11 protein-coding genes are annotated in these 13,334 nt (G+C 42.3%); 10 read left to right on the top strand and 1 reads right to left on the bottom strand.

Annotated features, from left to right (window positions below):
* Nucleotides 1-91: 91 nt before the first annotated feature.
* The 10 genes from KVT11_RS05105 to KVT11_RS05060 all read left to right on the top strand — a co-directional run bounded on the left by KVT11_RS05105 (nucleotide 92) and on the right by KVT11_RS05060 (nucleotide 12,908).
* On the top strand, nucleotides 92-1,132 hold the full coding sequence (locus KVT11_RS05105; RefSeq protein WP_116306935.1) for a LacI family DNA-binding transcriptional regulator: 1,041 nt from the start codon (nucleotides 92-94) through the stop codon (nucleotides 1,130-1,132).
* Nucleotides 1,133-1,349: 217 nt separating this feature from the next.
* On the top strand, nucleotides 1,350-2,606 hold the full coding sequence (locus KVT11_RS05100) for an ABC transporter substrate-binding protein (RefSeq protein ID WP_025207433.1): 1,257 nt from the start codon (nucleotides 1,350-1,352) through the stop codon (nucleotides 2,604-2,606).
* Nucleotides 2,607-2,636: 30 nt separating this feature from the next.
* Nucleotides 2,637-3,569 (top strand): carbohydrate ABC transporter permease, encoded by a 933-nt coding sequence (locus KVT11_RS05095; RefSeq protein WP_116306933.1) that lies wholly within the window; start codon nucleotides 2,637-2,639, stop codon nucleotides 3,567-3,569.
* Complete coding sequence (locus KVT11_RS05090) at nucleotides 3,569-4,399, top strand: carbohydrate ABC transporter permease (protein ID WP_007499267.1); 831 nt, start codon at nucleotides 3,569-3,571, stop codon at nucleotides 4,397-4,399. Before KVT11_RS05095 ends, KVT11_RS05090 begins: the two co-directional genes overlap by 1 nt.
* Nucleotides 4,400-4,430: 31 nt before the next feature.
* Nucleotides 4,431-5,744 carry an alpha-glucosidase/alpha-galactosidase gene (gene melA / locus KVT11_RS05085; protein WP_116306931.1) on the top strand — a complete coding sequence of 438 codons (1,314 nt, stop codon included), beginning with the start codon at nucleotides 4,431-4,433 and terminating at the stop codon, nucleotides 5,742-5,744.
* 383 nt (nucleotides 5,745-6,127) lie between these two features.
* Entirely contained in the window at nucleotides 6,128-7,588 is a 1,461-nt protein-coding gene (locus KVT11_RS05080; protein ID WP_008343737.1) for a CoA-acylating methylmalonate-semialdehyde dehydrogenase, read from the top strand.
* 223 nt (nucleotides 7,589-7,811) lie between these two features.
* Complete coding sequence (locus KVT11_RS05075; protein ID WP_057079472.1) at nucleotides 7,812-9,356, top strand: glycoside hydrolase family 43 protein; 1,545 nt, start codon at nucleotides 7,812-7,814, stop codon at nucleotides 9,354-9,356.
* Between the two features lie 41 nt (nucleotides 9,357-9,397).
* A complete protein-coding gene (gene xynC, locus KVT11_RS05070) occupies nucleotides 9,398-10,663 on the top strand; it encodes a glucuronoarabinoxylan endo-1,4-beta-xylanase XynC (protein WP_081038966.1) in 1,266 nt (421 codons plus the stop codon).
* A gap of 131 nt (nucleotides 10,664-10,794) precedes the next feature.
* Nucleotides 10,795-11,502 (top strand): response regulator transcription factor, encoded by a 708-nt coding sequence (locus tag KVT11_RS05065; RefSeq protein WP_008343743.1) that lies wholly within the window; start codon nucleotides 10,795-10,797, stop codon nucleotides 11,500-11,502.
* A gap of 2 nt (nucleotides 11,503-11,504) precedes the next feature.
* Entirely contained in the window at nucleotides 11,505-12,908 is a 1,404-nt protein-coding gene (locus KVT11_RS05060; RefSeq protein ID WP_035391892.1) for a sensor histidine kinase, read from the top strand.
* Between the two features lie 53 nt (nucleotides 12,909-12,961).
* Here the strand turns inward: KVT11_RS05060 and KVT11_RS05055 are convergent, their stop codons facing one another.
* The gene (locus KVT11_RS05055; RefSeq protein ID WP_007499277.1) at nucleotides 12,962-13,270 is read right to left on the bottom strand and encodes a magnetosome magnetite crystal formation protein family; all 309 of its coding nucleotides are present in this window, start codon (nucleotides 13,268-13,270) and stop codon (nucleotides 12,962-12,964) included.
* Nucleotides 13,271-13,334: the final 64 nt, after the last annotated feature.

Genomic DNA, 13,334 nt, shown 5'->3' with positions numbered 1-13,334 from the left:
CACAAATTTATAATTGAAAGCGCTTTATTTATGTGTTATTCTTCAAATATCTTTAGTAAACATTTAGTCAAAAATGATGAGGAGTTTACCTATGACTACACTCAAAGATATTGCTCATGATGCAAAAGTATCCGTCTCTACTGTATCCCGTGTGTTAAATGGCGACCAAACGCTTGCCGTTTCACACGCAACAAGACAAAACATCCTCGACATAGCCAAGAAATTAAACTATACCCCCGTCAGAGCAAGAAAAGCCGATCAAGCAGAAGTAAAAAGCCCACCCGCATCCCCAGTCATCGGTGTCGTTGTCGCCCAATCCATTGACGAAGAATTAAATGATCCTTTTTTTTCATCGATTCGAAAAGGAATTGAAAAAGAATATGCCAAACGAGGTCTGTCCACTCTCCATACCTTTCGCCTAAGAAACATGGATAAAGGGGCGATACTAAAGGATATTGACGGTTTGATTGTCATTGGACGAATCAGCCCTGATACGGTTGAAAAGATGACAAACCGAATGGAACATATCGTTTTTATCAATCATTATGCGGATGAAGATTTGTATGATTGTGTACATGTGGATTTTGTCAGAGCGGCAGATCGTGCCATTCGTCATCTGCAATCTCTCGGCTATACACATCTAGGATATATTGGCGGGAAAGAGAGGGAGCATTATTTCGAAGGAAATGCTGTGATTGAGGATGAAAGACAAACAACGTTTATCAAAAGAATGCAAGAAGCGGGAACTCTTCATATGAATGACATCCACATAGGCGAATATTCGATGCAAGAAGGCTACTCACTTATGCAAAAAGCCATTCAGAAAGGAAATCTTCCAGAAGCCTTTTTTATCGGAAGTGATTCTATGGCAATAGGCGCTATGCGTGCGCTACATGAAGCCGGTCTTCGTGTACCTCAAGATGTCTCAATCGTGGGGTTTAATGATATCGAAGCCGCTTCCTTTTCAAGCCCGCCGCTCACAACGGTTAAAGTATATACAGAACAAATGGGGGAAGTAGGTCTAAAGCTTTTGCTTGAGCGGATAGAGGGAAGAAAGCTTCCCCTAAAAGTCGTCGTGCCAACAAAGCTCATGCAAAGAGGCAGCACATGCCCAATTCATGAAAGGGGGTGAACGAGCATTTCAGCAAACAAAAAAGAGACAAAAAAGCAGGAAGGGAGCTGCTGAGCATGATGGCCAGATCATGCTGAAAACAACGCAGTTCACCCAATTGCTCTCTTATCTCTTTGAAAAGAATAGAATTCCAGTATAATGGACTTCTTTTGTTTCCGCAACCGCATGAATTCTACCGATAATCGTCTGAATTTTCAGTAATCAAAAGGAGGAAACGATGAGTAAAAAAATTCTGATGTTGTGTGTAGCTCTAGTTTTGTCGATGATCTTGTCTGCTTGCGGCAATAACGGTGCGTCTGAAGCAAACGGGAAAGTGACCTTGACTCTATTCTCCACAATGAGTAACAGCGGGGAGAGAAAGGCATTTGAAGAAGTGATCCGTGATTTTGAAAAAGAACATCAAAACATCCGAATTGATGCCAACTTCCCTGGCAACAGCTATGAAGATATGATACGCGTCAAAATGGGCGCAAACGATATGCCAGACCTATTTGATACACACGGCTGGGCCAAGCTGCGATATAGCGAATACGTGGCTGATCTAAAGGAGATGGACTGGGTAAAACAACTCGATCCTTCACTCGATCAAATTTTAAAAGACAAAGACGGCAAAGTCTATGCCTATCCGCTGAATCAAGCAAAAGACGGACTTAGTTTTAATGCCAATCTATTAAAAGAATATGGCATAAAAGTTCCTAAAACACTGAATGAACTGAAAAGTGCTTTACAAACTGTCAAAGAAAAAAGTAAAGGAGACGTTGTGCCGCTCTGGATCCCAGGAGGCGATAATTCAAATATTGCCCAAGTCTTTGATGAGCTGGCAACGCCTTTACTCATTACCGATCAAAAACATCAATACGGAAAAGACCTTGAAAATGGATCATTTGATTGGTCTCACTATACACCGCTTGCACAGTTTATGAAGGAGCTGAAAGATCAAGACCTTTTAAACAAAGATGTACTCACGGCGAAACTATCCCAAGCACCTGAGCTGATGGCACAAAACAAAATTGCTTTCACCTTTGTGGGAGGATCTTTAGGACCTGAGGCGACTGAACTCAATCAATCGATCAAAGTAGGCACCATGCCCGTACCAGCTATTCATGAAGGAGATGAGCAAAGCTGGATTGGCGGGGAACGCTTTACTGTTGCGGCATGGAAAGACTCAAAGCATCTAAAAGAAGCAAAACAATTCATTGACTTTTTAGCAAAGCCTGAAAACGCAAAAAAAATCGCAGAGGGCACTTCCTCTGAAACGGCCTTAAAAGAAGTCAAAGCCAAAAACTATTACTCTACATTTTACGAGCAATATGAAGATATTAAGATTGAACCCTATTTTGATCGAAAATACTTACCGAGCGGCATGTGGGCTGTCATGGCAACGACCGGTCAAGAATTATTAGCAGGCTCCATCACACCGGAACAACTATCGAAGAAAATGGAAGAGGAATATAAACGTCTGAAAAAACAATAGCAGGCTCATGCTGAAACAGGAGTGAAGCCAATGAGTGACATCACAAAAGAAAACCAGGCGGCGACATTTACCTCTTTTCCAAAACAGAAGATGAAAAATAGCCAAAATTCTTCACTTTGGTGGATGTATCTGCCTGCTGTTCTAGTTGTCAGTGCCTTTATCATTTATCCCTTTTTTAACGGGATTCAGCTCTCTTTTACAAATTGGAACGGTTTCTCACAACAGTATGAGTGGATCGGACTGGATCAATACAAACGATTGCTGCAAGATCCAACTACATGGCTTGTTGTGAAAAATACCCTTCTTTACGGCATCGGGAGCACCATCTTACAAAATATGATTGGTCTTGGATATGCACTCTTATTAAATCAAAGTTTAAAAATGAGAGCCATCACAAGAACCGTGATCTATCTACCCGTCATGATCAGCCCGATTGCTATGGGCTATATTTGGTATTTTGTCTTTGCGTACCAAGGTGGTGCTTTAAACGACGTTGTTACCTTTTTTGGATTTGATCCAATGAACGCACTTGGTAATCCGCAGCTAAACACTTGGATCATTGTGTTTGTGAATACGTATCAATTCGTCGGGATTGCCATGATCATTTATTTAGCAGGACTCCAAAGCATACCTAAAGATTATTATGAAGCAGCACAACTCGACGGAGCTTCAGGTCTTCAGCAATTTTGGCGAATCACATTACCGCTTTTAATGCCATCTATCACCATCAATGTTGTGCTCAATGTGATCGGTGGACTTAAATTATTTGATGTCATTGTCGCCCTCACTGGCGGAGGACCCGGAGATTCCTCGCAATCGATGTCGACTTTTATGTACGATCTGTATTTCAAACGGCAGGATGCAGGCTATGCAGCGACGCAAGGTGTCTTCATGGCTGTCATCATCCTTGTCGTTAGTGTCGCAGCGCTCATTTATTTCAAACGAAAGGAGACCGAGGTGTGATGGATAACGCCTATAAACGAAAGAAAAGATGGTACTCCTTACTCGCCCTTTTGATCACATTGCTGCACCTGATTCCATTTTATATTTTAGTCACGACCTCTCTAAAGGGGATAGGAGATTTTAGCTCAAAATGGTTGTTCCCATCAACGCTTCATTTTGAAAACTTTCTGATGGCATGGACAGATGCTCAGCTTGGCCAGTCCTTTTTGAATACAGTGATCATTACGTTCAGCTCGGCTGCCCTACTCATCATCTTTGGATCACTTGCCGCCTATCCGCTTGCAAGAAGAGGAACAAAGCTGAATCAAGCGGTGTATCTCTTATTCATTGCCATTATGGTCATACCGCCGCTCACAGCCCTTGTCCCTTTATACAAAATGGTTGTACAAATTGGCATGATGAATACTTATCAAATCGCTATTTTAAACAATGTTGCTGCTTTTTTGCCACTGACGATTTTTCTATATGCCGGTTTTATCCGGTCGACGATTCCAAAGGAGCTTGAAGAAGCCGCTCGTATTGATGGTGCGGGAACACTCAGAGTCTTTTTCACCGTCGTTTTTCCGCTGCTGAAGCCGATTACCGCTTCTGTTTTAATCATTGCCTGTGTGTATATTTGGAACGACTATCAATTTGCCATCTTCTTCTTGCAAGATAAAGAGATGCATACACTTACAGTCGCCTTATCCAATTTCTTTGGTCAAAATCAACACCAGCTCCAGCTCGTTGGCGCCGCTGCTCTTATTGCGATGCTGCCAATGGTCACGATGTTTTTACTTTTGCAAAAATACTTTATCGCAGGGCTGTCTCAAGGCTCTGTTAAAGGGTAATCCAACCTTGATGTAAAAAGGAGTGTCGTCTATGTCTAAAATTACATTTATCGGTGCAGGAAGTACCGTGTTTGCTAAAAATATATTAGGAGATTGTTTGTTCGTTCCCGCACTTGCTGGCTTTGAATTTGCGTTATATGATATCGACCATAACCGGCTGAAAGAATCAGAAACGATGCTACGTCACTTAAAAGAGAACTACGGTGCACATGTGACCATTCAGTCGTATCACAACCGGAAAGAAGCCTTAAAGAATGCGAAATATGTCATCAATGCCATCCAGGTAGGAGGCTATCAGCCAAGCACTGTTATTGATTTTGAGATTCCAAAAAAATATGGATTAAGACAAACGATTGCGGATACGGTTGGCATCGGCGGTATTTTCCGTTCACTTCGAACCATTCCCGTGATGCTGGACTTCGCAAAGGATATGGAAGAGGTATGTCCACACGCCTTATTATTAAATTACACGAATCCAATGGCCACACTGACTGGCGCTATGCTGCGTTATACTCGGGTTCAAACGGTTGGTCTTTGCCATAGCGTACAGGTGTGTACGAAAGATTTATTTCAATCACTTGAAATGGATCATGAAGGCATTGAAGAAAAAATTGCCGGCATTAATCACATGGCATGGTTATTAGAAGTGAAACGGGACGGTCAAGACTTGTATCCAGAAATCAAAGCAAGAGCAAAAGAAAAACAAAAAATGCGGCATCCTGATATGGTTCGTTTTGAACTAATGGATAAATTCGGCTACTATGTCACCGAATCCTCAGAGCACAATGCAGAATATCATCCGTATTTTATCAAATCTCGTTATCCAGAACTGATTGGACAGTTTAACATTCCGCTCGATGAATACCCAAGACGCTGCGAGGAACAAATCAACAATTGGAATACGATGAAACATGACCTTGTGGGAAACACACAAATCACGCATACGCGCTCTAAAGAATATGGTTCACGTATCATTGAAGCGATTGAAACGAACGTTCCCTTTAAATTTGGTGGAAATGTACTGAACACAGGAGGACTCATTCACAACCTTCCTGAAAAAGCCTGTGTGGAAGTGCCATGTGTTGCAGACCGGAGCGGTATCATGCCATGTTATATCGGAGAGATACCTGAACAATTGGCTGGACTCAACCGGACCAATATCAGCTCACAGCTCATGACGATTGAAGCTGCAATCAGCGGCAAAAAAGAACACATTTACCAAGCGGCATTATTAGACCCGCATACAAGTGCTGAATTATCAATTGATGACACCATCAAACTATGTAATGAATTAATTGAAGCACACGGGGAGATGCTCCCGGCTTATACAGAGCCAAGTCAATAAGCAATTTCTTCTAAATAACTAACATAAACAGTCTTAACCTGATGCACCTGGCATCAGGTTTTTTTAGATCAACAAACTGATCATTGACTGGAAGCGTTTTTAATATTATGATTTTTTAAAGTTAACCAACAGTTAACCAAAAATATATCATCAATTGATTAACATGATCATGACACACAGACAAAACGACCTAAAAGGGGGACAGATCTGCGGAACCAAAAGAGCTAGAAGGTATAGACTTCACATGTTTTATCAGAACGTAAAGCAAAATTGTGGTTTCATTTGACAAAGAGTGTATACAGATGAAGGCCCCTTAGATGAGACAATGACGATAAATCAACACACGATTGCATCACAATCCAAACAAAGAGGAGAGAGGGAACATGACCAAAACAGATGTACAAACGTTGAAAAATTATATTGGCGGACAATGGGTGGACGCCGAAACGAACCAAACGGAAGCTGTTTATAATCCAGCTACTGGCGAAGTCATCGCAGAAGTACCACTTTCAACAAAAACGGATGTAGAACATGCAGTCCAGGCAGCACAAGAAGCGTTCACCACTTGGTCTAAAACAGCTGTTCCCCGGCGCGCACGTATCTTATTTAAATACCAACAGTTACTCGTAGAGAAATGGGATGAGTTAGCTGAACTTGTCACGCTGGAAAACGGAAAAAGTGTAACAGAAGCAAAAGGAGAGGTGCAGCGAGGAATTGAATGTGTGGAATTTGCCGCTGGTGCACCAACCTTAATGATGGGGAAACAACTGCCTGATATTGCGACTGGTCTAGAGTCTGGCATGTACCGCTACCCAATTGGCGTCATCGGCGGCATTACCCCGTTTAACTTTCCGATGATGGTCCCATGCTGGATGTTCCCGCTTGCCATCGCTTGCGGAAATACATTTGTTTTAAAGCCTTCAGAACGGACGCCAATCCTTGCTGCACGGTTAGCAGAACTATTTGAAGAAGCGGGACTTCCAAAAGGTGTGCTCAACATTGTCAATGGCGCTCACGATGTAGTAAACGGTCTGCTTGAACATGAAAAGGTAAAAGCCATTTCGTTTGTCGGCTCTCAGCCAGTCGCAGAATACGTCTATAAAAAAGGGACATCACATGGTAAACGTGTACAAGCACTTGCCGGTGCAAAAAATCACTCTATCGTCTTGAAAGATGCTGATTTAGAATCAGCCACAAAACAAATCATTGGCGCTGCTTTTGGATCAGCAGGTGAACGCTGCATGGCAGCAGCCGTTGTCGCAGTGGAAGAAGACGTGGCGGACGACTTGATTCAACAATTGGTCGATGAATCCAACCAGCTTGTCATCGGAAACGGAATAAATGAAGATGTCTTTCTCGGACCAGTCATTCGGAAAGAGCATAAAGAACGAACTCTTCAATATATCCAATCAGGAATTGAAGAAGGCGCAAGCCTGATTCGTGATGGCAGACAAGATAACGAAACAAATGGAGAAGGGTATTTTGTCGGACCAACGATCTTTGATCATGTCACAAATCAAATGAAAATCTGGCAGGACGAGATTTTTGCCCCAGTCTTATCCATTGTCCGTGTCTCATCACTCGCAGAAGCAATCGACCTGTCCAATCAATCAAAATTCGCAAACGGTGCCTGCCTATACACAGACAGCGCTTCAAGCATAAGAGAATTTCGTGAAAACATCGAAGCCGGCATGTTAGGCATTAACATTGGTGTTCCTGCTCCAATGGCTTTCTTCCCATTTTCTGGCTGGAAAGATTCCTTCTACGGAGACTTGCACGCCAATGGAACAGACGGAGTAGAGTTTTACACGAGAAAGAAAATGGTGACCGCTCGTTATATGTAGTCTACATTTATTGAACATTGAGGAAGAATGCAGCTCCATCATGGAGACTGCATTTTTTTGTTGTCTTCTAGTTAAAAAGTAAGGGTTTTCATTGCACTCTTTACAGGGATTCGCAGGGAGAAATCATTCTTTGTATTCATTCTTCATCACGAAACATCAACATAATTTGAAATTGGGCCTAAACCCCAATATCAGGAAGATGAAAACAGGAGGAAATGACACGATGAGGACGAGGATGAAGTGTAGCGTTTGTTTATTGATCTTCACTTTGGTACTGAGTTGTTTGCCGGTATATGAAGCAAATGCGGCAAGCACTCCTATTGCCAAGCAAGTAGGAAATGCAAACCCGCTCATTGATCATCACTTAGGAGCAGACCCGTTTGCGCTTACCTATAACGGAAGAGTGTACCTTTATATGTCGAGTGATGACTATGAATATCAAAGCAACGGAACGATTAAGGACAATTCATTTGCAAATCTGAATAGAGTATTCGTCATCTCTTCGGCGGATATGGTCAACTGGACCGATCACGGAGCGATTCCAGTAGCGGGGGCAAATGGGGCAAATGGCGGCAGAGGCATTGCCAAATGGGCAGGCGCATCATGGGCCCCATCAGCGGCGGTAAAGAAGATCAATGGAAAGGATAAATTTTTCCTTTATTTCGCTAATAGCGGCGGAGGGATTGGAGTCCTTACAGCAGACAGCCCGATTGGCCCATGGACTGATCCAATTGGAAAAGCGCTCGTTACGCCAAGTACACCTGGCATGTCCGGAGTTGTATGGCTTTTTGATCCGGCCGTATTTGTAGATGATGACGGTACTGGTTATCTATATGCCGGCGGAGGCGTTCCAGGCGGTTCCAATCCAACGCAGGGACAATGGGCAAATCCTAAAACAGCAAGAGTCCTGAAGCTAGGTGCTGATATGACAAGTGTGGCCAGTAGCGCATCCACCATTGATGCTCCTTTTATGTTTGAAGACTCAGGGATGCATAAGTATAACGGAACCTATTACTATTCCTATTGCATCAATTTTGGCGGCTCACATCCTGCCGATAAACCACCTGGTGAAATCGGCTATATGACGAGCTCAAGTCCGATGGGACCCTTCACGTATAAAGGACACTTTCTGAAAAATCCGGGTGCTTTTTTTGGTGGCGGCGGTAACAACCATCATGCGGTGTTCAATTTTAAAAATGAGTGGTATGTGGTGTATCATACGCAAACCGTTAGCTCTGCCTTATACGGAAGTGGCAAAGGCTATCGCTCTCCACATATTAACAAGCTTGTGCATAATGCAGATGGCTCCCTTCGAGAAGTAGCAGCCAATTATGAAGGGGTGAAACAGCTATCTAATCTGAATCCATATCAACGTGTTGAAGCTGAAACATTCGCTTGGAATGGACGCATTTTGACAGAAGCCTCGTCAGCACCAGGAGGACCAGTGAATAACCAGCATGTCACCAATATTCAAAATGGCGATTGGGTGGCTTTAGGGAATGTAGACTTTGGTTCAAATGGCGCTAGAACATTTAAAGCCAATGTCGCATCGACAGTAGGCGGGAAAATAGAAGTACGCCTTGACAGCGCAAACGGCAGACTGGTCGGTACACTGAATGTCCCTTCCACCGGTGGAACACAAAACTGGCGGGAAATAGAAACAGCGATTAACGGCGCATCCGGAGTGCACAACGTATTTTTTGTCTTTACCGGAACAGGCGGGGGAAATCTATTCCAATTTGATTCTTGGCAGTTTACTCAAAGGTAGCGAATAAAGGTGCTTAAATGTTTGATAGAGGAGTGGGAAATTTGATGTCATGTATAAAAAAACCAATGCTTGCTTTATTGGTGTGTTTCACCATGCTATCTGTCATGTTCATAGGCCCCGGAGTAGCTGAAGTATCAGCAGCTGACGCAAACATTAACCTTAATGCAGAAAGACAAGTGATTCGTGGTTTTGGCGGAATGAACCATCCAGCTTGGATTGGTGATTTGACAGCGCCACAAAGGGAGACTGCCTTTGGCAATGGACAAAATCAGTTAGGGTTTTCCATTCTTAGAATTTATGTAGACGAAAACAGAAACAATTGGAGCAGAGAAGTCGCGACGGCCAAACGAGCGATCGAGCATGGTGCTCTAGTCATTGCTTCCCCTTGGAATCCTCCAAGCAGTATGGTTGAAACATTTAACCGGAATGGATCACCTGCCAAGCGGCTTAAATACAATCAATACGCAGCATATGCTCAGCATCTGAATGATTTTGTCACTTACATGAAAAACAACGGAGTCAATCTTTATGCCATTTCTGTACAAAACGAGCCTGATTATGCGCATGAATGGACATGGTGGACACCTCAGGAAATCCTGCGATTCATGAGAGAAAATGCCGGCTCCATTAATGCACGTGTGATTGCACCAGAATCGTTTCAATACCTTAAGAATATCTCAGATCCTATCTTAAACGATCCGCAGGCGCTAAGGAATATGGACATTCTCGGCGCTCATCTATACGGAACCCAAATTAGCCAGCTTCCGTACCCTCTTTTCAAACAAAAAGGGGCAGGGAAAGAGCTATGGATGACAGAGGTCTACTATCCGAATAGTGATAACAATTCAGCGGACCGCTGGCCTGAGGCATTAGGGGTATCAGAGCATATTCACCAATCAATGGTGGAAGGGGACTTTCAGGCGTATGTGTGGTGGTACATCCGGAGATCATACGGTCCTATGAAAGAAGATGGAATGATTAGCAAGCGCGGATACAACATGGCGCATTTCTCCAAGTTTGTGCGTCCAGGGTACGTCAGAATTGATGCAACGAAAAGCCCTGAATCAAATGTTTTCGTCTCAGCTTATAAAGGAAACAATCAGGTCGTCATTGTGGCGATTAATAAAAACAATGCAGGGGTCAATCAACACTTCGTCGTGCAAAATGGCTCTGTTTCTCAGGCGTCTAGATGGGTGACGAGCGGCAGCAGCAACCTTCAACCTGGAACTGACTTAAACATATCAGGAAATCAATTTTGGGCTCATCTCCCTGCTCAAAGTGTGACAACATTTGTGGTCAAACGCTAGAGAAACACGAAAAGCCAATTTTCTCATTAAAAAAGAAAATTGGCTTTTTTCTGTGTAAATAGAAAGTTGATTTTTCACGACGTCAACACTTTGGGTATAATAATAACAATGACTTCAGGAGAGTGATCATTATGCCAAAGGTTCAAAGCAAAGTATTGATTATAGATGACGAAAAAGAAATTTTAGAATTAATCCATACCGTATTAACAAGAGAAGGCATTGACCAGGTGTTAACAGCTTCAACTGCCCGTGATGGGCTCACGCAATTTCATCAAGAACAACCAGATCTCGTCATACTGGATATTATGTTGCCAGACGGAGAAGGCTACGATATTTGCAAACAAATCAGAGATGTCTCACATGTTCCGATTATCTTTTTATCAGCAAAGGGAGAGGAATCAGACAAAATTGTAGGACTTGCCATTGGCGGCGATGATTACATTACAAAACCGTTCAGTCCAAAAGAAGTCGCCTACCGGGTAAAAGCCCAGCTAAGACGGTCATCCTACTTACAGCCTTCTCAAGCGGAGCCCGTGATCAAAAAAGGACCATTTGAGTTAAACGAGCAGCAAGCCGAACTGACGAAAAACGGAGCGGCAATTGAACTCACACCGAAAGAACTTATGTTGATGACTTATTTCTTGCAGCATCCGAATCGCGTCATCAGTAAAGAAACGCTTTATCAAACGGTTTGGGGAGAGGATTTCTTCGGTTCTGATAATACGGTAATGGTTCATATACGAAGACTGCGGGAAAAAATAGAACATTCCCCATCTACACCAGAATTTCTCGTGACGGTCAAAGGACTTGGCTATAAATTTGTTGTAAAGGATGCGTAAAGATGAAATGGCGATTAACAGGCAGATACATGGTCTCTGTCATTATCGTGACCATTATCACGGTCTTTATTAACTTATTTGGATTCATGATATGGCTTGTACTACAAGCAAGCAGTCAGCAAAACGAAGAAAATACGCCGGAAACCTTCACAAGAACATTTGAACAATACATCACCTTGTCTAATCAAAATATCACTGTGAATAAAGAAGGACAGCAAGCTTTAAAACAACAAAATGCGTGGATTCAAATATTAGACGAAAATGGACAAGACGTCTATCATGCACTAGCACCTAAAGGCTTAAAAAGCAAATACACACCTATAGAAATTGTAAACTTACATAAATATAAAGATAAGCAATTGATGTCGACGATCTATGCTGGCGGGAAAAATGGAAAGGGTAAGGAATACAGCTACTTCATCGGATTTAAGGACCCTTCCATCGGAAAATATTTATTTTCTTTTGATACGAAAGAATTAATATCGCAATTCAATATCGGGACGATGATTTTATTATCGATTGATGCCATCATTGCCTTATTCATTGGATACTTATTCAGCCGGCAACTCATCAAACCGCTCGGCCGTGCCATTTATGGCATCCAGCGGCTCGCAAACGGAGATTATACGACAAAGCTGCCAACGAAGGGGATATATAAAGATGTGTTCTATAATGTCAATCACTTATCCGAGCAGCTCGCTTCAAGCCAAAAAGAAAAAGACAAATTAGAGCAAATGCGGGAAGAGTGGATCAGTCATATTTCTCATGATATTAAAACACCATTATCCTCTATTCAAGGCTATGCAGAAATCATGAAAGATCCAAATTATCCTCTTTCAAATCAAGACATTAGACATTATGCCAGCATCATAGAGAATAAATCACTGTACATCAAAGATGTGATGGAGGATCTCAATTTAACAACAAGGCTGAAAAATAACGACGTGATGCTGCATAAAGAACTGGTGAACATTGTGCCATTGCTGCGTGAAACGTTAATTGATATCCTCAACGATTCGAGATATGCAGATCAGACCATTGAGCTGCAAACGCATGTAGACAAGCTTATGCTGAATATTGATACGATCCTCATAAGAAGAGCGGTCACCAATCTCATTTTAAATGCCCTTGTTCACAATGATGCTGATGTGAAAATCATTGTACAGCTTGAACAAAAAGAACATACCCACATCACCATTCAAGACAACGGCAAAGGAATTGAAGAGGCAGAGCTAGAAAAAGTGTTTGACCGCTACTATAGAGGGACGAATACAGGAGGGACACATGCAGGCTCAGGTCTTGGAATGGCGATTGCAAAAGATATCATCCAAAAACACGGGGGAGATATGACAATACAAAGTATAATAGGAGAAGGAACAACGATTGATATCCAATTACCCGCTTAAACGGACATACAAAAAACGGTTCTGATCAATCACAGAACCGTTTTTTCTAACTCTTATTCTGAAAACACTTTAATGCCTTTCACAATGTTCCAAATGAAGAAGTAGATCGCCACAAGGAATGTCACAGCATACGTTGCAATTAAGAACGGACCAGCATGACTGATATCGTTCATGCCAAGTAAACCTGAACCGGCAATACCAAGACCGAAAATCAAATAAGGAATAATATGTGTCCATAGTGATTTTTTCGCATGGTATTTCACTTCGTCTTTTCCTAAGAAATAAACGATAATCGGAAATAGAAACGGTGCAAAAAAGATACTGAAGTAACATAATGAAGACAAAATTTTATTTTCTCTCAAAGCTTTTCACCTCTATGATTGATTTAGAAGAGGGGACCATTTGACTCATCCCTCAATTCCTTAC

This window comes from Bacillus sp. GbtcB10, assembly GCF_019091365.1.
Taxonomy (GTDB): Bacteria; Bacillota; Bacilli; order Bacillales; family Bacillaceae; genus Bacillus; species Bacillus altitudinis.
This window is presented reverse-complemented; position numbering and strand designations above follow the sequence as displayed.